Here is an 18444-nt window from a genome sequence, read left to right as displayed (position 1 = left end):
TTTCCGCACCACGCATTGGTTCCGATACCTAAGTCGGCCCCACATCGCCGCATATACTTGAAATAACGCCCACGCGGCGGCCCCTGCTGGCTGCCAACCGGAACAAAGGTAACCATGTCCGATCTGCCCGCCACGCACGCCTTCCGCCCCATCGAAGACCAGCTCGACCTCATCACCAAGGGCGCCGCCGAGATCCTCCCGCTCGAGGCCCTCAAGGAGCGCCTCGCCCAGTCTCTCGCGTCTGGCAAGCCCCTCCGCATCAAGGCCGGCTTCGATCCCACCGCACCCGACCTCCACCTCGGCCACACCGTCCTCATCCGCAAGCTCCGCCACTTCCAACTCCTCGGCCACACCGTCATCTTCCTCATCGGCGACGGCACCGCCCTCATCGGCGACCCTACCGGCCGCAACGTCACCCGCAAGCCCCTCACCCGCGAGCAGATCGCCGCCAACGCCGAAACCTACAAGCAGCAGGTCTTCAAGATCCTTGACCCCGAAAAGACCGAGGTCCGCTACAACTCCGAGTGGCTCGACAAGCTCAGCTACTACGACATGGTCAAGCTCATGGCACAGTTCACCGTCTCGCAGATGCTCGAGCGCGAGGACTTCACCAAGCGCTTCCACGCCGAGCAGCCCATCGCACTCCACGAGCTCATCTACCCCATCGCCCAGGGCTACGACTCCGTCGCCCTCGAGTGCGACGTCGAACTCGGAGGCACCGACCAGAAGTTCAACCTCATGCGCGGTCGTGACCTCCAGAAGCACTTCGGCCAGCCGCAGCAGAGCATCCTCATGGTCCCCATCCTCGAAGGCCTCGACGGCGTTCAGAAGATGTCGAAGTCCTATGGCAACGCCATAGGCATTCACGAACCCGCCCCCGAGATGTACGGCAAGGTCATGAGCATCTCCGACGAACTCATGTGGCGCTTCTACACCCTTCTCACCGACCTCTCGACGAGCCAGATTGAAAACATGGAGTCGGAGATCGCTACCGGCGCCCTGCATCCCATGCAGGCCAAGAAAAACCTGGCCCACTTCCTCGTCACCACCTTTCATTCTTTCGAAGAAGCCGACGCAGCAGCCGAAAACTGGTCCAAGCAGTTCCAGCAGCGTGGCATCGCTGAAGATATCCCCACCGTCTCCGTCGCCCTCACGACCGAAGGCCTCTCCGACCCGACGACGAACGAAGTCCGAGTCCCCAAGCTTCTCGTCCTCTCCGGACTAGCCACGTCCGCAGGAGAAGCCACACGCAAGATCACCGAAAACGCCGTCAGTCTCAATGGCGAGAAGCTCACGACCCGCACCATCACCCGCGAAGCCCTCGGCGATGCTCCTGTCCTCCGCCTCGGCAAACGCCAGGTCCGCCTCTCCTTCAAACCGGCGGAGCACACCGCCTAGTGGCCCAAACGAGCGCCTCCACGCAAACCTCCAGCCATCATGCGCGTCTCATCAACCGTATGCGGATGCGTCGCGTCACCCTGATCCTCGCCCTCTGCGCCTGCGCATTCCCGATCCTCAGAGCCCAGCAAAGCCCCGAAGCGCAATCCCTCGTCCAGCGCGCCGTCGAAGTCGAGATCGCCGCCGATCGCGACGACCATTCTCTCTGGCACTACCGCATGTCCGAGAAGCAGGACAACGACAGCGTCTACGACGTTGTCGACACCACCCAGGGCGACCTCAAGCGCAAGATCCAACTCTCCGGCCGCCCTCTTACCGCCGACGAGCAGCGAGCCGAAACAGCCCGCATCCAGGACTACATCACCGACGCCCACGCCCAGGCCAAGAAAAAACGTGACAGCGTACACGACGACGAATCCGCTGAGAAACTCCTCAACCTTCTCCCCAAGGCCTTCCTCTGGAAGGTCGTCAACGAGAACGCTGAGTCTATCGACCTCCATTTCGACCCCGACCCCAACTTCAAGGCCCCTGACTACGAATCGCGTGTCCTCTCTGCCATGATGGGCGACCTCATCGTCGACAAGAAGCAGCACCGCATCGCCACCATCCGCGGAACCCTCGCTCACGAGGTCGACTTCGGCTACGGACTTTTTGGCAGACTCAAGCAGGGTGGGACCTTCAATGTCGAACGTCGCGAACTATCCCCCGGCGTCTGGCAAATCATCGAAACTCATGTCCACATCGACGGCCGCGCTCTTCTGTTCAAGACCATCGGCGAGGAAACCGACGAAGTCAAAACCAACTTCCAACCCATCCCACCCGGCACCACCCTCGCCGAAGCCGCCAAAATCCTTTCTGCCAAGTAGCTGTTCATCGATCCGGAACAAACACGGGTGCCCTGCATCGCGATTCTGAGATGTGGGATACACGGAATCATCCCCGTCACAGCTATCCTGAACTCAAATGCCGTCCACCCCTTACCCCCAGACCGACCGCGACCTCATCCGCCGCATCGAGCGCTCCCCGAACCACCGCGCCGGCTACAAGCAACTCGTTCGCGAACTCGGCCTCGGCGGGGGGCGAGAGCGCCGCCTCCTCCTCGAACAGTTGGCCCGCATCACCGCCCGTGGCGAGCTCGTCAAGATAGACGCCGAGCAGTGGTCCCTCCCCGCCGCCACCCCCGAAAAGACCGCCCGCGCCGCGAAAGCTGCCTCCACGGACCTCCCAAAAGAACACCGAGCCACCCGCGACAACCTCCTCACAGGCCGACTCGACCTCCACCGCGACGGCTTCGGCTTCGTCCGCCCCGAAGGCAGCTCCAACCGCGACGACGACCTCTTCATCCCGCCGAACGAGATCAACGGAGCCATGCAGGGCGATATCGTCCTCGTCGACGAAGCTCCCCGAGGCCGCGACGGCCGCCGCTCCGGACGCATCGCCCGCGTGCTCACCCGCCGCAACCCGACGGTCGTCGGCATCTTCCACTACGCCCGCACCCGCCGCCGCAGCACATGGGAGAACGCCCCCCTCATCAACGGCAACTACGTCACCCCCCTCGACGAGCGCATCTCTCAGCCCATCCTCATCCCCGAAGGCCTCGAACTCCCCCTGGCCGACGAAGCCAATACCCCCCACCGCGTCCTCGGCGAAGAAGCCCGCGCCGCAGCCTTCGACTGGCACGACCCCGAACTCCGTGAGCCGTTGGAAGGCCTCGCCGTAGACGTAGAGATCACCGACTTTCCCCTCCCGGGCCGCCCCGCAAAAGGCCGTGTCATCGAAGTCCTCGGACCACCCGACGCCTTTGGTGTCGACGTCGAAATCGTCATCCGTAAGCACCATATTCCCCACGTCTTCCCGACGAACGTTTTAGCCGAAGCCACCGCCTCCTCATCCCAAACGGTCGATACCCTCGATGAAGCTGAGCTGGTAAAACGGGAAGATTTCCGCGACCTCAAGATCGTCACCATCGACGGCGAAACCGCCCGAGACTTCGACGACGCCGTCCACGTCACCCACCACCCCGACGGAACTTGGCAGTTGCAAGTTCACATCGCCGACGTCAGTCACTACGTCCGCCCCGGCACCGACCTCGACCTCGAAGCCCGCCTCCGCGGCACGAGCGTCTACTTCCCCGACCGCGCCGTCCCCATGCTCCCCCCACAGCTCTCCTCCGGCATGTGTTCGCTCCGCCCGGACGAAGACCGCCTTGTCCTCTCCTGCATCATGCACATCGACGCACGCGGCGAGATCCTTTCCTACCGCGTCACCGAAGGCATCATCCGCTCCGCCCGCCGCATGACCTACACCCAGGTCCAGGCCATCCTCGACTGCGCCAACACCGAGGCCCAACCCACACCCGAAGCCCGCGCCATGGCCGAAGAGGTTCTCCTCACCCGCCCCGACCTCGCCGGCGTCTTCGAACAGATGCACACCCTCGCCTTGATCCTCAACGCCAAGCGCCGCCGCCGGGGCTCGATCGACTTCGACCTCCCCGAGCCGGTCATCCACTTCGACCCCAACGGCAACATGGCCTCCATCGTCCGCTCCGAGCGCGGCTGGTCGCACCGCCTCATCGAAGAGTTCATGCTCTCCGCCAACGAGTGCGTCGCCACCTGGCTCGAAGCCCTCGCCCCAAGCATCTACCGCATCCACGAGATGCCCGACCCCAAGCGCATCGTCGACTTCGAGGAGACTGCCGGAACCTTCGGCTACTCGCTCGGCCTTACCAGCCTCCCCGTCCAGCGCGTCCAGATGAAGGCCGACCGCCGCGACGCACGAGGCTCCGGCAAGCAGGCCCGCACCCACGAGGTCACCACCGAAGAGATCCCCGTCACTCCGCAGATGTACCAGCGACTGACCGCAAGGATCGCAGGAACCCCCGAAGAGCGCATCCTCGCTTTCCTCATGCTCCGGTCATTGAAGCAGGCCCGCTACTCCGAACAGAACGTAGGCCACTTCGCCCTCGCCAGCCCGAGCTACACCCACTTCACCTCCCCCATCCGCCGCTACCCAGACCTTATCGTCCACCGCCTCCTCCGCGCCCTCATGGACGAGGGAGCCGACCGCAACGGCGGCCCCATCCGCTCGGACGATCCGCAACCCTGGGCTACCAAAGCCGCCGCCGCATCCGGCAGGAAGACCAAACACAACCCACGCCCGACCTACGAGTTCGAACCCATCCCCGAGCCCGAACTAGCCGCCATCTCCACCGAGTCCAGTCAATCCGAACGCCGCGCTGACGACGCCGAACGCGAACTCATGGAATGGAAGAAGATGCGCTTCATGCAGGACCGCGTCGGCGAAGACTTCTCCGCCGTCATCCTCTCCTGCACGAAATACGGCTTCTTCGTCGAGCTGGACGACCTTTTCATCGAAGGCCTCGTTCCCCTCGCCTCTTTAGGCAATTTAGAAGGCCAAAGAGGCCGCCGCACCGAAGAAGACCGCTTCATCTTCCGCGACACCGACCGCCAGATCGTCGGCACCCGCTCCGGCAGCATCTTCAAGATGGGCATGCGAGTCCGCGTCCTGCTAGACCGCATCGACCGCCAGCAGCGCCGCCTCCAGTTCGCCCTCATTGGCATGGAACGCGCGACCCCAGCCATCGAACCAACAAAGCATTTGAGCCCCACCCGCACTGGCAAGCCAAAGAAGTCCGCCAAGTCAAAGACTCGCGAACGGAACAAGGCGAAAAAGGGCAAAGGCAAGCGCCGCTGACTAAGCCGTGAAGTGATCCGGAAGATCCACCAGCTGCCACTTCTGCGCCGCCGTCTGCTTCCACGGCTGCACTACCACACGGATATCCCCACGGCCATCACTGTCCACCGCCGTCAACACACCCGCTCCGCCCTGCACCTCGATCTTGTACAACCCAGCCTCGACCGCGACGAAGTGCATCGTCTCCTTCTCCCGTGCCTCTGGAGTCGCAGGCTTCTGCGCGACCACCGAAGTACCGCCCACAGCCTGCACCTCAAACGACTTGCTCGTGAAGTAGTTCACCAGACGCACCCCATCCTGCGCGCTCTCGAACTTCCACGCCATGCACTTCCACGTCTCATAGGGATAGAGCACGATCGGCTCCCCATCCTTATTACTCGCATCGCGGGGCCGCAGCATCAATCCATACTGCTCATTCCGCACCCCATGCGACCCCTGTGGCTGGACCACGGAAGAGTTCGCAGCCGACGGGCTACCGCCAGCCACCATCTGAAGCGCAAGCACGATCATCAACGCGAAGTTCATGCGTCCCACTACACTGTTCGCCAAATGGATTGTCAAGACAGCGGATCGACGAGACCGGCAAAATTATCAGGCGCGTTGGAAGAAGAACGCAAAGACCAGCACAAGGATCACGAACGCCCCGAAGCTGAGCATCCAGGGAAGCACCGCCTCTTTCAGGAAGGACTCCTCAACCGATGCCCGCGAGCCACCTGAGTCCGCGCGCTTTTTTACGAAGATAAGAAAGATCTGCTTGCCTCGCCCCGTCTTCAGAAAGCCGGACGCCCCAGCAACCGCTTCTTCCTCGCCACTCGTCCTACGCCCTGTCCGTAATACGCTCATGCCTCATCGTCCGGCACGAGCCATCAGGGAGGCATAAAGAAGCGTAACTATCGAGCTCCCCGCTCCCACGGTTGCATCACCTTCACCGACTTCATCCCCGCCGCCGTAGCCGACTGGATTCCCATGTCCGTATCCTCAAACACCAGGCAGTCCTTGGCAGAAACCCCAAGCTTCTCCGCCGCCAGCAAGAACGGCTCCGGATCCGGCTTGCCCTTCGAGTACTCCCCCGCGCACACAAGCACATCGAACTTATCGAGAATCCCGAGCACTTCGAGCGACTTCACCACGCTCTGCCGCGTACTCCCCGACACCACCGCGAACGGAATCTTCCCATGACTCGCGTGTACATGCTCAATCACCTCGGGCACGCCGTGTAGGTCGCCGAGCATCTCGTAGTACAGGCCTTCTTTCCGATGATGCAGTTCCTCCACCGGCATCGCTAGCCCATTCATCTCGTTCAGCGACCGGATGATCTCCACCACCGGCATCCCGCCCCACGAGTAGAACGTCTGCTCTTCAAACTCGCAGTTCCACTCGCCAAGAGCCTTCTTCCACGCAATGTAGTGCAGAGGCATCGAGTCCACGATCGTCCCATCGCAGTCGAACAGGTAGGCGGCGAACGGCCCTTCCGGAAGCTCCAGCGTCATCAGTCCTCTCCAACCTTCAACACGGCAAGGAAGGCCTCCTGCGGAATGTCGACCTTGCCGATCCGCTTCATCCTCTTCTTGCCTTCCTTCTGCTTATCGAGCAGCTTGCGCTTACGGCTGATATCCCCGCCGTAGCACTTCGCGATCACGTTCTTCCGAATCGCCGTCACCGTCTCGCGCGCAATCACCTTCGCCCCGATCGCCGCCTGGATCGCCACTTCAAACATCTGCCGCGGAATCAGCTCCCGCATCTTCGACACGAGGGCCTTGCCCCGGTCGTACGCAAAGTCGCGATGCACGATGATCGAGAGCGCATCGACCGGCTCCCCGCCGATCAGGATATCCATCTTCACCATCGGCGAGATCCACGTCCCGGCGAGGTTGTAGTCGAGCGACGCGTACCCACGCGAGACGCTCTTCAGCTTGTCGTAGAAGTCCAACACGATCTCGTTCAGCGGAAGCTCGTAGGTCAGCATCACCCGCGTCTCGGAAACGTACTCAATATTCTTCTGCCGCCCGCGCTTATCTTCAACCAGCTTCAGAATGTTCCCGACATACTCTTCGTTCGTCAGGATCTTCGCAACGATCACCGGCTCTTCGACTGTCTCAATCTCCGTCGGGTCAGGCCACCGCGAAGGGTTGTCGACCTCCAACTCGCTGCCATCCGTCATCGTGATCTTGTACCGCACGCCCGGAGCCGTCGTGATCAGGTCGAGCGAGTACTCTCGCTCCAGCCGCTCCTGAATGATCTCCAGATGCAGAAGCCCAAGAAACCCACAGCGGAACCCAAAACCAAGCGCCGCCGAGGACTCCGGCTCAAATGAGAAGCTCGCATCGTTCAGCCGCAACTTCTCCAACGCATCCCGCAGTAGCGCATGCTCATGCGAGTCGACGGTATAAAGTCCAGCGAACACCATCGACTTGATGTCTTCGAACCCCGGCAACATGTCCGCGCAGGGTCGAGCGTCCTCTGTAATAGTGTCGCCCACCTTCGTATCCGCTACATTCTTGATCGTCGCGACGAAGAAACCGACCTCACCCGCGCTCAACTCTTCCAGAACGACCGGCTTCGGCGTCATGACGCCCATGCTCTCGACCTCGAACGTCTTCCCGTTCGACATCAGCCGGATTTTCATCCCCTTGCGCAGCTTCCCATTGATGATCCTCGCCAGCACGATCACGCCGCGATACGCATCGAACCACGAGTCGAAGATCAGGGCCTGCAGCGGAGCATCCGCATTCCCCTTCGGCGGAGGCAGAAGCGTCACCACGGCCTCGAGAATCGAGGCCACGTTCAGCCCAGTCTTCGCCGACACCGCGATCGCATCATCCGCCGGGAGCCCGACCGACTTCTCGATCATCGCCTTCGTCCGCTCGATATCGGCTGATGGCAGATCGATCTTGTTAATGATCGGCAGAATTTCCAGGCCGTTCGAGATCGCCAGGTACGCGTTGGCCAGCGTTTGCGCCTCTACGCCCTGCGAAGCATCCACCACAAGAAGCGCGCCTTCGCACGAAGCTAACGAACGCGACACCTCGTAGGAAAAGTCCACGTGTCCAGGCGTATCGATCAGGTTGAGTTGGTACATGTCGCCGTCGTCGGCCTTGTACATCATCCGGACGGTGTGAGCCTTGATCGTGATCCCGCGCTCGCGCTCGAGGTCCATCGCGTCGAGAACCTGCGCCTGCATCTCGCGGGTCGTCAGCGAGCCCGTCAACTCAAGGAGACGGTCCGAAAGGGTGGACTTGCCATGATCGATATGCGCGATGATCGCGAAATTGCGGATGTGACTCGGGTCCATGCGGTGTGAAATGCCTCGATCTTCAAGGATATCACCGGCACCCCACGGACCCCGCCCTGCTAGGCCGCAGCTAAACCACCGAAGACCGTCGCGTCATCAGGTGATAGATCCCGAGTAGAATCAGCGCGCCAAAGATGGACATCAGCCAGCCCGCACCCTGATCTGGCCCATAGTGCCCGATGGCCCGGCCAATGAACGTTCCTAGGAAGCTTCCCACGATCCCGATAAGCGCGGTCATGATGAATCCCGCAGGGTCTTTACCGGGCATGATCATCTTCGCAATGATGCCGACGATGAAGCCGATGATGATCGTCATGATGATGCCGTGTCCCATCATATGTTTCTCCTTGGTACAACTTGATCGTGAAATTAGATCCCGGGCTAATCTAAGCCGTTGGATGCGGGTTTCCCGATCGCCACACGAATATTTCTCTGGGCCTGACACCACCCTTCCTTCACTCGCCTCTGCCCTCCATCCACGCCGAACGTCTTACAATCAGGTGCGGACTGCGAAGCTCGTTCGCGCCGCATCAGGAGACACAGTTGCCCCAGGGATTCCAGAGGTACGCGCATGACGGTAAGTAAGCTGTTCTTGCGTTGGTCGCTCGTAGCGGCCTGCGCCCCGCTGCTCCTCCTTACCGGATGCCCCGGTGATCCCGCCACGACATCGGCCGCACCGGGCAAGACCGCCTCGACGGCCACCGCGCCCACCCTCACCCCTGCTAAGCCGCAACAACAGACGCCATCCACAGCCGACACCGCGCAATCGAGCAATAACAGCTACAAGGTTCAGCAACTGATCGCCAACGCCGAACGCTCCTATAAGAGCGGCGTCACCAACTACCAGAACGGCCGCCTCGAAGCCGCCCGCACTGACTTCGACTTCGCCGTCGACATGCTCCTCACCAGCGGCATCGACGTCAAGACCGAACCTCTCCTCTCCGACGAGATCGAGCACCTTCTCAATGCCGTCAATGCGCTCGAGCTCGCGGCGCTCAAGCAAGGCAACGGCTTCTCGCCTCCACTCGAAGAAGCTCCCCTCGCCACCGCCGAAGAGCTCACCTTCGCACCCAACCCCGAGCTCGTCGCCCGCCTCAACTCCGAACTCAACATCACATCCGATCTCCCCCTCGTCATCAATGATCAGGTCGCCGGCTACATCAACGTCTTCTCCAACTCCGAGAGCTTCCGCCGCCACATGGCCGCATCCCTCCAGCGTGTCGGCAAGTATCGTGGCCTCATTCAGAATGTCCTCAAGGAAGAAGGTGTCCCACAGGACCTCATCTATCTAGCCGTGGCCGAGTCCGGCTTCCAGCCCCAGGTCGTGAACGCAGGCTCCGGAGCCGGAGGCATGTGGCAGTTCATGACCTACACCGCGCCGGAGTACGGCCTCACCCGCAACGGCTACTTCGACTACCGCTTCGATCCCGAGAAATCTTCCCGCGCCTACGCCCGCTACATCAAGTCCCTCTATAAGCAGTTCGGCGACTGGTATCTCGCCATGGCCGCCTACGACTGGGGTCCAGGCAATATCCAGAAAGCCGTCATGCGCACCGGGTATGCCGACTACTGGGAGCTCTATCGCCGCAACGTCATGCCCAAGGAGACGCGTGCCTACGTCCCGCAGATCCTCGCAGCCGTCATCATGGCCAAGAACCCCGAGAGGTATGGCCTCAACAAGCTTGTTCCAAGCCCCGCCATCATCTACGACACCGTCAACGTCTCCTATGCCATCGACCTCCGCCTCGTGGCCGATGTCACTAACAGCTCCGTCGCGGAACTTGTCGCGCTCAACCCCGCACTCCTTCGTCTTCGCACCGCAAGCGACATCTCCTTCGACCTTCACATCCCGCCCGGAACGAAGGATCTCTACACAGAACGCCTCAAGAACGTCCCCGAAGACAAGCGCGCCAACTGGCGCTTCCACGAGGTCAAGGCAGGTGAGAGCATCGAGAGCTTGGCCACCGATCTGCACTCGCACGCCAGCGAGATAGCCGAAGCCAACGGACTCAGCCTCAGCGATTCCCTTGCCGCAGGCGATAAACTCGTCATCCCCATCGCTGGTCCAGCAAGTTCGACGAACCAGCAAAGGTACGTCGCGCGTCGTGGAGATACTCTCGTCACCATCGCCGATCGCTTCAACATATCGACCGAAGACCTTCGTCGTTGGAACACACTCTCATCGAGAGCCATAAAGCCTGGACGTACGCTCAACGTGGCGGAGCCCATTCGACGCGCATCGTACGCCGGTCGTCGCGGCAATGCTCGTGGTCGTGGAAACCCGCGTGGATCAAGGCTTTCACGCACATCGAAGAGTTCCGGACGATCTTCGTCACGAGCCTCGCGAAGCGCTGGGGCGACCTCCGCGCACTCTTCCAAAGCAGCATCGCATGCCTCTTCTTCGAAGACATCGCACGCACGTGCGAGCACTCCATCAGCCAAAACGAAACGCAGGTCTGGCAGATAGAGCACCTCTTATAAAAGAGTGCTTGCCATCGTTGGCTCTTGCATGCATCCTGTTGCTTAGAATCCGTACCGATAACAACATCGAACGAATGATTTACATGCAATCATGAAGCAAGCAAGCGCATCGAAGATCTAAGTTGCTTCGCGGCCAGGCAGTGAGGGGAACAAATAATGGAACTGGATGAGACGATCAGGCTGCAGGCTGCAGCCGCTCATGACGATGAGACGAACGACGAGTCGCTAAACTCAAACGAGTTTGATGACGAAGAGGATGACGAAGAAGACGAGGTCACATTGACCTCCGATGATGATGAAGAAGACGACGAGGGTGCCGACACAGCCGGCACCGCGCAGCCCGGTCCCGACGCTCTCCTTCACACCGGCACTCACTCTGAGGACGCAGAGCTCGAAGCCGCTCCCTCGAACCCAGTCGATGGATACACGCCGGCTACCTCGCTATCCGAAGAGCCGGAACCAAGCGCCGCAGCAGTCAGCGTAGGCGAAGCACTCAAGAGCCTGCCATCGAATCAGCCAGCAGCAAAGAAGATGGCAAAGAAAGTCGCCTCGAAGAAGATCGCTTCTAAAAAGATCGCAGCTAAAAAGACTTTCACGAAGACAACCCCGGCGCCAGCCCAGAAAGTTGCGCCTATCAAAGCCGCTTCCGCCAAGAAGAGCGCGCCCGTGAAGGTGGTTGCGAAGGCCGCTCCAGTCAAGGCTTCTGCGAAGGCCGCTCCAGTCAAGGCTTCTGCGAAGAAGAGCGCTCCGCTCAAGCAGGCCGCGCCGCTGAAGAAGGCCGCCAAAAAGATCCCGGCGAAGAAAACGCCGGTGAAATCCGTCCCCGCCAAGAAGGGCGCAACCTTGAAAAAGGCCGCTAAAAAATCCACTCCAACATCTGCCGCGAAGAAGTCGAGTGCTCAACGCGGCGGTCAGGTCGCTCCTAAGAAGGCGACCGCCAAAAAGAGCATCGGCAGCACAAAACTACTAACGAGAGGTACTCCCTTGGCAACGAAGAAAGCAGCAGCGAAGAAGACGGCGGCTCCGGCGAAGAAGACGGTAGCCAAGAAGGCTCCGGCAAAAACAACCCCCGCTAAGAAGACAGCGGTTCCGGCAAAGAAGACGGTCGCCAAGAAGGTTGCCGCCCCAGCCAAGAAGACTGCCAAGAAGGCAGCCCCGGCAAAGAAAGCTGCGAGCAAGAAGACCGCTGCCAAGAAGTAAGCACCTCCTCGCGGTCTTACGGTCGCCCTAACAGAAAAAGGCCCGGCTCCTCACTTGAGGAACCGGGCCTTTCATCCCTACCTTATTACTTCGCCGTGGCGATCTCGGCAAGCACTTCTTCGCTGTGGTTCGCGACCTTTACGTCCGGCCACACCTTCACCACTTTGCCATCCGGGTTGATCAGGAATGTCTCGCGGCTCGCGAACTTCATCGGGCCCATGCTCTTCACCGGAACGCCATACGCATCCACAACTTTATGATCCGGATCCGCTAGCAGCTTGAAGCTGAACGTATCTTTCGCGCACCAAGCCTTGTGCCCTTCCACGGTATCGAGCGACACGCCAAGCACCACCGCGTTCGCCGCCGTGTACTTCGGCATGTCCCGCTGGAAGTTATGTGCCTCGATCGTGCATCCCGTCGTCTGGTCCTTCGGATAGAAGTACAGCACAACCCACTTGCCCTTATAGTCCGTCAGCGACACGGGCTTATCTTCTTGCGAAGGCAGGGTGAAGTTGGGTGCGACCGCACCCGGCTGAACGGAATCGCCTGCGGCAGCGTGAGCTTTCAGTCCAAAACCGCCTACAGTGACGGCGGCTGCCACAGCGGCAACACCAAGAGCTTTGCCCAGAAGTCCTTTGCGAATCATCTCTCACTCCCTATCGGTGCCGGGGTCAGAAGCTTCGCGCACAACACGAGCGCCCAGGCACGCACTAGCCATACTACGCCCGCCCCGCTTTGGTTGTGTCACGAAGCCCTCAAACCTGCGAAGCACTTTCGCCCACAATGGCGATCCCCGCTCCGTCCGCCGTCCTCACCACCGCCTCCGGATCGAACAGCAGCGTCCGCCCCGCTTCAACGCATAAACAAGTGGCCCCTGCCTTCTTCATCGCCTCAATCGTCGCCACCCCGATCACCGGCACATCGAACCGCATATCCTGGTTTGGCTTCGCGACCTTCACCACCGTCAACGCACTTCCCAGCAGTGTCTCCTCAACACCTCGACCCCGCAACAACTCACCCGCCCGCAGGATCGTCGCGTCCGTTCCCTCCATCGCCTCGACCGCCACGCAAGCCTGCCCCGCGATCACCACCGTTTGCCCCAGGTCCCACGCCGCCAGACCACGCGCCACCGAGCGTCCATAAGCCACATCCTTCTGCTCTTCATCGGATGGCCCCCGCGCCGTCAACACCCCAACCTTCGCCAGCAGAGGCTCAAGATAAGCCGTCGAGCTAATCAACTCGATCCCCTCGTCTCCAAGCACCTTCGCAATAGCCCCAAGCAGCATGTCCGTATTACGCGTTCGCAGACTCATCAGAAGCTTCGCCAGCCGCCAGTCCGGCCGTATCGAAGAAAAGATCTGCTTATGCTTCACCTGCCCCGCCATCACGGCCCGAGCCACACCTTCACGTTGAAATGTCTCGATCAGTTTCGATAACTCCCCAAGCGAAAGCCAGTGCACAATGACCTGCGGATCATGTACCGCCCTCACATCCATCTCCGCATCGGTCTCTTCCTTGATCGCCGCAACCACCACGGTCAACCCATGCGCCCGAGCCGCCTCCAGTAACAAAAAGGGAAAGCGCCCGTTCCCAGCGATCAGCCCGAGCCGCCCAGTATCGCTGATCGAAATCTCGCCCATCGAAGCCACACCCACCTACTTGATGATCCCGCGCTCACTCGCCGCAATAAACTCAACCAGATACTTCACATGCTCCGCATCAGGAGACCCCTCGAGCGTCTCCCGCATCGCCTTCAGGGCATCGCTCGTATTCATCTTCGAGCCTGTCAGCAATCGATACGCATGCCGAAGCTCCTTGATCTGCACCGGCGTGAATCCCCTCCGCTCCAGCCCGACCTTGTTCAACCCATACGCATGGTTATTCCGTTCGATACTCGTCAGCGAGAAAGGCAGTACATCCTGCGTGATCGTCGTGCCCCCACCGATATAGCTGTACTTTCCGATCCGGCAGAACTGGTGCACCGGGCAAAGCGCCCCCACGACCGCATAGTCCTCGACAATCACATGCCCCGCTAGCGTAGCCGAGTTCGCCAAGATGCACCCGTTGCCGATATGCGAGTCGTGCCCGATATGCGTATAAGCCATGATCAAACATCCCGACCCGACAGTCGTCACGCCCCCACCGCCAACGGTCCCCCGCGAGATCGTCACCGACTCCCGCACCGTGTTGTCATCCCCCATCACAAGCCGCGTAGGTTCGCCCGCATACTTCAGATCCTGTGGCGAGCAGCCAAGGCTCGCAAACGGAAACACCCTATTCCGCGCCCCTAACGTCGTATGCCCATCCAGCACCACATGCGACACCAGCCTGCAATCCTCACCCAGCACCACATCCGCGCCAACGATGCAGTAAGGCCCCACGCTGCACGAGTCCGGAACTCTCGCGCCTTCTGCAACGATCGCAGTCGCATGGATGCTCAAGCGCCCTCCGCCTCCACGGCCTTCTTCGCCGCCCGAGGCACCACCTGACACATCACCGTCGCATCGCAAACAGTCTTGCCCTCAACTGTGATCACACCCTTCATCTTTACCGCACGGCTCCGCCACTGCAGCACCGTAACTTCAATCCGTAGCTGATCCCCCGGAGTCACCGGCCGCCGAAACTTCGCCTCTTCAATGCTGGTAAACACCATCAGCTTCGAGTCCCGATCCGGAATCTCCGACAGCAGCAGAGCCCCGCCCGTCTGCGCGATCGCCTCGACCATCAGCACGCCCGGCATCAGCGGATACCCAGGAAAGTGTCCCTGAAAAAAAGGCTCATTGATCGTCACATTCTTGATGGCGACGATCCGAGTCTTCCGCTCCACCTCAAGCACCCGGTCGACAAGAAGGAACGGGTATCGGTGCGGCAGAAGCGCCATAATCTCGTTGATGTTCATCGTCTGCGGCGCGGCGGCCTTCGCCTCCTCCACCGCAACAGCCTCGCCAACATTCACCTGATTCTCATCACTCATCGCACTGTTGAGTATAACGGCACATCCCCCTCCACCTGCCCCACACCCCGATACCATCGACCCATGACCCCGAACGAAGCTTCCGGGCCCGTCACCCCACGCTTCGCGGGTGTCGACCTGCTCCGCGGCCTCTCCATCCTCTCCGTCGTCCTGCTCCACCTCTGGCTGCGCATGTACTTCGCCGGCTTCCAACTCGATCAGCACATCCTCCCGCGCCTGCAGTACATCCTCTTCCGCAACGGAGGCAACGGCGTCACCCTCTTCTTCGCCGTCTCCGGCTTCCTCATCACGCTCACCTCGCTCCGCCGCTTCGGTGGACTCGAGAACATGCGTCCCGCAACCTTCTACCGCATCCGCTTCGCCCGCATCGCGCCCCTTCTTTTATCCCTGCTGGCAATCCTCAGCGTCCTCCACCTCACCCACGCCGCAGGCTTCCGCGTCAAGGGAACCACCCTTCCCCTAGCCCTCTTCTCCGCCTTCACCTTCCACCTCAACTGGCTCGAAGCCATCAAAATGCACTCCTACCTCCCCGCCAACTGGGACGTCCTCTGGAGCCTCTCGGTCGAAGAGATGTTCTACGTCTTCTTCCCCCTCGTCTGCCTCTTGGCCTTCCGCCTCCCACGCGGCAGATGGATCTTCCTCACCATCCTCACCACCTTCATCATCCTCGGCCCCCTTGCCCGAAGCGTCTTGCCCGCGAACGACATGTGGAGGGACACCTCCTACCTGGCCAGCATGGATGGCATCGCCCTCGGTTGCCTCACCGCACTCCTCACTAACCACCTCGCAAAGCGCCCCATCAGACCAGCGCTCCTCATCGCTCTCAACGTCATCGGCGCAGCCACGATCCTCTGGATCATCATCTGGCCTCGCTACACGTGGATGCGCCCCTTCGGCCGCAGTGGCATCGCTGAAAGCACATTGGCTCTGGGAGCCTGCCTCATCATGTTCGCAACGGTTCTCCGCCCACGCCGCGGACGCCCGTGGACCGCTCCCATCCGCTGGTACGGACGCCACAGCTACGAGGTCTATCTCACCCACGAGTTCCTCATCGTCTGGGGAACTATGCTCTACGCCAAAATTCATCGCGGACCACTTCTGCTCTGGTTCCTCGCGATCCCCCTGCTCACCGCGCCCCTGGGCTGGCTCACCGCTCGCTACCTCTCCGAACCCATGAACCGTAGGCTTCGAGGTGCAGCGCCACCGGGATCTACCGTGTAGGCTACGATGGCCCATGCACCTTACGATCTCCGGCCTCAACACTGCTCCCATGAAGTTCAAACATCTCTGGGGCCGGTACGTCCACGGATTCAGACCATGGAAGCACTGCATCGGATGCCTCGTCTCAAATACCGCTCCCCAGATTTATCCAGAGATGACCGACGGCTCCATCGAACTTCAGGATCGCCTCTTCTATCTCTGTGGTGTCGGTCAGGAACGCTCTGAAAAGCTTCATCCGGAACTGGCCCGTAAGATCACGAACGTGCATCTCGCCGTGCGGCCAAGAAAAGGAAGTGTTGCCGCCACAGGATCCTCCTACGGGGTCACCTTCACGATTCAGGATGCGCAGGCTATTACCATTGAGACCTTGTCGGCGGACTTTCAAGGTCTTCCCAAAGCCCACTGGCGCTGCAAAAACTTCCAGTTTGGATACCAGATGTTCGATGTGGACGAGGTTCCGAGGGTGCCGGGAGAGATCGTGCAATCGCTACGTAAGCATTGGAGTAAGGTCCCCGGACTTGCTCTTAGGTAGCCCGAAGCCCTATTTCTTCTTCTGCAAAAGATGATCCGGATCGAACATCTCATCCGGCAGCGCGTGCCCATACACCGCCTTCGTCAGAAACCGCTGCAGTACCATATCGCCGTTGTGATATTCCGTCACCGACAGCGCCGTCGGAAACCCGTCGTACGTGTGATAGTCCTCGTACTCCTCGATCTCCTCATCGAGATCCTTGAACAGCGGATTCCGCCACTGGAACGTCCTCCGCAGCGGAAGATGTGTATTCGCATCCGTCTCGATCGTCACCGCATCATCATCCGGACTCAGCACCGTGAACTTATCCGCGATCCGCCGTTCGACCACCGAAGTCCCCTCGCTCACCACAATCACCCCAGGCCGCTTCATCCACACCGTCACCACCTGCCGGATCGAATGCATCCGCCGCCGGTTGTACTCCGTCACCTGCTTCTCCGGCAATTCCTTGCGGCCCTTGTACGTCACCTCGTACCCCATCACCGGCGTCCAAACCTGCACCACGTCCCGCACCGACCCCGGCATCAGGTTCTTCGGCGTAGCGAACTCGATCCTCTCCGACAGCGGCTCCCGCTTGTAGTCGAAGAACTGCACATTCGACCCATTCGGCTCGTTCCGGAAGAACGCCGCAATCCGCCCATCCTCCTCCCACTGCTTCATCTCGACCCACGCCTGCCCCCCAAGCGCCGTCACCATCTGGTCAAGCAGCATCTGCCCCTTCTTGCTCTGCGGCGAAGTCTCACCACTCTGCGCAACACCGCTACGCATCCCGCCAACCACTACCACCGCAAACAGCACCCATCTCTTCATCCAGAAGCTCCTAACCAACCAGCACAGCTCCACCGTTCACATTGAAGATCTCACCCGAGCAGAACCCCGCGAACGGCGTGCACAAGAACAGAATCGGCCCGGCGATCTCATCCACCTGCGCGGGCCTTCCCAGCGGAATCGTCGCCAGCACTCTCTTGGACGTCTCCGGATCGTCGAAGGCTGCAGCCGACATCTCAGTCGCCACCCATCCCGGAGCCACGCAGTTACAAAGAATCCCCTGCCCGGCAAGCTCGCTCGATAGGCTCTTCGTGAAGCTCACCATCGCGCCCTTGCTCGCCGCATAGTCCGCATGGAACGCCTCACCACGCTGTGCCGCCGTCGATGCCACAAGCACCACGTGCCCCTTCACCTTACCGCTCGGCTCCTGCACCAGCATCTGCCGCACCGCCGCCCGCACCAGTCCGAACGCGCTGTCGAGATTCGTGCCCATCGTCCCACGCCACTGCTCCGTCGTCATCGAAGCGATCGGTGCATCGTGCGATGGCCAGATCCCGTGATTCACCACCAGGCAGTCAAGCCGTCCAAACTCCTCAACCGCCGCCTCCACCAAAGCCCGTCCATCCTCCACTCCATCGAGCTTCTGCCGCACCGCCCGGCAAACCCCGCTTCCACCACAAGCCTCAACCAACGTCAACGCCCGCGCCTCAGCCGATACATAGCTGAACACTACCCGCGCCCCGGCCTGCCGAAACAGTCTCACCGTAGCCGCACCAATCCCCCGCGACCCACCCGTCACCAGCGCCACCTTACCCGCCAACGACAACCACACACCCGTCCCCTGCAAACTCATTCCCCGACCCT

The 18444-nt window shown here is 60.8% G+C and carries 18 protein-coding genes; 7 read left to right on the top strand and 11 right to left on the bottom strand.

What is annotated here, in order from left to right:
* Window positions 1–114 precede the first annotated feature (114 nt).
* The 3 genes from tyrS (at window position 115) to GRAN_RS10585 (ending at window position 5112) form a co-directional block, all read left to right on the top strand.
* The gene (tyrS, locus tag GRAN_RS10595) at window positions 115–1398 is read left to right on the top strand and encodes a tyrosine--tRNA ligase (RefSeq protein WP_128912831.1); all 1284 of its coding nucleotides are present in this window, start codon (window positions 115–117) and stop codon (window positions 1396–1398) included.
* Window positions 1398–2264: a hypothetical protein gene (locus GRAN_RS10590; RefSeq protein ID WP_128912830.1), complete on the top strand. Its 867-nt coding sequence runs from the start codon at window positions 1398–1400 to the stop codon at window positions 2262–2264. The genes tyrS and GRAN_RS10590 overlap by 1 nt, the downstream gene beginning before the upstream one ends.
* Before the next feature lie 97 nt (window positions 2265–2361).
* Window positions 2362–5112, top strand: coding sequence for a ribonuclease R family protein (locus tag GRAN_RS10585; RefSeq protein ID WP_128912829.1), 2751 nt, complete (start codon window positions 2362–2364; stop codon window positions 5110–5112).
* Here the strand turns inward: GRAN_RS10585 and GRAN_RS10580 are convergent, their stop codons facing one another.
* From GRAN_RS10580 to GRAN_RS10560, 5 genes are all read right to left on the bottom strand, one after another.
* On the bottom strand, window positions 5113–5637 hold the full coding sequence (locus GRAN_RS10580) for an RICIN domain-containing protein (protein WP_128912828.1): 525 nt from the start codon (window positions 5635–5637) through the stop codon (window positions 5113–5115).
* A gap of 66 nt (window positions 5638–5703) precedes the next feature.
* The gene (locus GRAN_RS10575) at window positions 5704–5955 is read right to left on the bottom strand and encodes a hypothetical protein (RefSeq protein WP_128912827.1); all 252 of its coding nucleotides are present in this window, start codon (window positions 5953–5955) and stop codon (window positions 5704–5706) included.
* A gap of 47 nt (window positions 5956–6002) precedes the next feature.
* Complete coding sequence (locus GRAN_RS10570) at window positions 6003–6602, bottom strand: HAD family hydrolase (RefSeq protein WP_128912826.1); 600 nt, start codon at window positions 6600–6602, stop codon at window positions 6003–6005.
* Complete coding sequence (gene lepA / locus GRAN_RS10565) at window positions 6602–8404, bottom strand: translation elongation factor 4 (protein WP_128912825.1); 1803 nt, start codon at window positions 8402–8404, stop codon at window positions 6602–6604. Before lepA ends, GRAN_RS10570 begins: the two co-directional genes overlap by 1 nt.
* A gap of 70 nt (window positions 8405–8474) precedes the next feature.
* Complete coding sequence (locus tag GRAN_RS10560; protein WP_241654455.1) at window positions 8475–8741, bottom strand: GlsB/YeaQ/YmgE family stress response membrane protein; 267 nt, start codon at window positions 8739–8741, stop codon at window positions 8475–8477.
* 234 nt (window positions 8742–8975) lie between these two features.
* Between GRAN_RS10560 and GRAN_RS10555 the strand changes: the two genes are divergently transcribed.
* The gene (locus tag GRAN_RS10555; RefSeq protein ID WP_128912824.1) at window positions 8976–10871 is read left to right on the top strand and encodes a lytic transglycosylase domain-containing protein; all 1896 of its coding nucleotides are present in this window, start codon (window positions 8976–8978) and stop codon (window positions 10869–10871) included.
* 170 nt (window positions 10872–11041) lie between these two features.
* Window positions 11042–12085 (top strand): hypothetical protein, encoded by a 1044-nt coding sequence (locus GRAN_RS25885; protein ID WP_161570925.1) that lies wholly within the window; start codon window positions 11042–11044, stop codon window positions 12083–12085.
* Between the two features lie 85 nt (window positions 12086–12170).
* Here GRAN_RS25885 and GRAN_RS10545 read toward each other — a convergent pair whose 3' ends face one another.
* From GRAN_RS10545 to fabZ, 4 genes are all read right to left on the bottom strand, one after another.
* Window positions 12171–12731 carry a peroxiredoxin gene (locus tag GRAN_RS10545; RefSeq protein WP_128912823.1) on the bottom strand — a complete coding sequence of 187 codons (561 nt, stop codon included), beginning with the start codon at window positions 12729–12731 and terminating at the stop codon, window positions 12171–12173.
* A 109-nt stretch (window positions 12732–12840) separates the two neighbouring features.
* On the bottom strand, window positions 12841–13725 hold the full coding sequence (locus GRAN_RS10540) for an LpxI family protein (protein ID WP_128912822.1): 885 nt from the start codon (window positions 13723–13725) through the stop codon (window positions 12841–12843).
* Between the two features lie 15 nt (window positions 13726–13740).
* A complete protein-coding gene (gene lpxA / locus GRAN_RS10535) occupies window positions 13741–14526 on the bottom strand; it encodes an acyl-ACP--UDP-N-acetylglucosamine O-acyltransferase (protein ID WP_128912821.1) in 786 nt (261 codons plus the stop codon).
* Window positions 14523–15059: a 3-hydroxyacyl-ACP dehydratase FabZ gene (gene fabZ, locus GRAN_RS10530; protein WP_128912820.1), complete on the bottom strand. Its 537-nt coding sequence runs from the start codon at window positions 15057–15059 to the stop codon at window positions 14523–14525. The genes lpxA and fabZ overlap by 4 nt, the downstream gene beginning before the upstream one ends.
* A gap of 63 nt (window positions 15060–15122) precedes the next feature.
* Here fabZ and GRAN_RS10525 point away from each other — a divergent pair, with 63 nt between their 5' ends.
* Window positions 15123–16280 carry an acyltransferase family protein gene (locus tag GRAN_RS10525; protein ID WP_128912819.1) on the top strand — a complete coding sequence of 386 codons (1158 nt, stop codon included), beginning with the start codon at window positions 15123–15125 and terminating at the stop codon, window positions 16278–16280.
* 13 nt (window positions 16281–16293) lie between these two features.
* Window positions 16294–16812: a hypothetical protein gene (locus GRAN_RS10520; protein WP_128912818.1), complete on the top strand. Its 519-nt coding sequence runs from the start codon at window positions 16294–16296 to the stop codon at window positions 16810–16812.
* Between the two features lie 9 nt (window positions 16813–16821).
* Here GRAN_RS10520 and GRAN_RS10515 read toward each other — a convergent pair whose 3' ends face one another.
* Together GRAN_RS10515 and GRAN_RS10510 are read right to left on the bottom strand one after the other, a co-directional pair.
* Window positions 16822–17622: a hypothetical protein gene (locus tag GRAN_RS10515; RefSeq protein WP_128912817.1), complete on the bottom strand. Its 801-nt coding sequence runs from the start codon at window positions 17620–17622 to the stop codon at window positions 16822–16824.
* 10 nt (window positions 17623–17632) lie between these two features.
* A complete protein-coding gene (locus GRAN_RS10510) occupies window positions 17633–18433 on the bottom strand; it encodes an SDR family NAD(P)-dependent oxidoreductase (protein ID WP_128912816.1) in 801 nt (266 codons plus the stop codon).
* Window positions 18434–18444: the final 11 nt, after the last annotated feature.

The organism is Granulicella sibirica (genome assembly GCF_004115155.1).
GTDB lineage: Bacteria > Acidobacteriota > Terriglobia > Terriglobales > Acidobacteriaceae > Edaphobacter > Edaphobacter sibiricus.
The sequence above is the reverse complement of the archived record's forward strand: the minus strand, read 5'-3'. Positions and strand labels throughout refer to the sequence as shown.

Coding starts and splice junctions, on each gene's coding strand:
- tyrS (WP_128912831.1), top strand. CDS start 115: ATGTCCGATCTGCCCGCCACGCACGCCTTCCGCCCCATCGAAGACCAG.
- GRAN_RS10585 (WP_128912829.1), top strand. CDS start 2,362: ATGCCGTCCACCCCTTACCCCCAGACCGACCGCGACCTCATCCGCCGC.
- GRAN_RS10580 (WP_128912828.1), bottom strand. CDS start 5,637: ATGAACTTCGCGTTGATGATCGTGCTTGCGCTTCAGATGGTGGCTGGC.
- GRAN_RS10575 (WP_128912827.1), bottom strand. CDS start 5,955: ATGAGCGTATTACGGACAGGGCGTAGGACGAGTGGCGAGGAAGAAGCG.
- GRAN_RS10570 (WP_128912826.1), bottom strand. CDS start 6,602: ATGACGCTGGAGCTTCCGGAAGGGCCGTTCGCCGCCTACCTGTTCGAC.
- lepA (WP_128912825.1), bottom strand. CDS start 8,404: ATGGACCCGAGTCACATCCGCAATTTCGCGATCATCGCGCATATCGAT.
- GRAN_RS10560 (WP_241654455.1), bottom strand. CDS start 8,741: ATGATGGGACACGGCATCATCATGACGATCATCATCGGCTTCATCGTC.
- GRAN_RS10555 (WP_128912824.1), top strand. CDS start 8,976: ATGACGGTAAGTAAGCTGTTCTTGCGTTGGTCGCTCGTAGCGGCCTGC.
- GRAN_RS25885 (WP_161570925.1), top strand. CDS start 11,042: ATGGAACTGGATGAGACGATCAGGCTGCAGGCTGCAGCCGCTCATGAC.
- GRAN_RS10545 (WP_128912823.1), bottom strand. CDS start 12,731: ATGATTCGCAAAGGACTTCTGGGCAAAGCTCTTGGTGTTGCCGCTGTG.
- GRAN_RS10540 (WP_128912822.1), bottom strand. CDS start 13,725: ATGGGCGAGATTTCGATCAGCGATACTGGGCGGCTCGGGCTGATCGCT.
- fabZ (WP_128912820.1), bottom strand. CDS start 15,059: ATGAGTGATGAGAATCAGGTGAATGTTGGCGAGGCTGTTGCGGTGGAG.
- GRAN_RS10525 (WP_128912819.1), top strand. CDS start 15,123: ATGACCCCGAACGAAGCTTCCGGGCCCGTCACCCCACGCTTCGCGGGT.
- GRAN_RS10520 (WP_128912818.1), top strand. CDS start 16,294: ATGCACCTTACGATCTCCGGCCTCAACACTGCTCCCATGAAGTTCAAA.
- GRAN_RS10515 (WP_128912817.1), bottom strand. CDS start 17,622: ATGAAGAGATGGGTGCTGTTTGCGGTGGTAGTGGTTGGCGGGATGCGT.
- GRAN_RS10510 (WP_128912816.1), bottom strand. CDS start 18,433: ATGAGTTTGCAGGGGACGGGTGTGTGGTTGTCGTTGGCGGGTAAGGTG.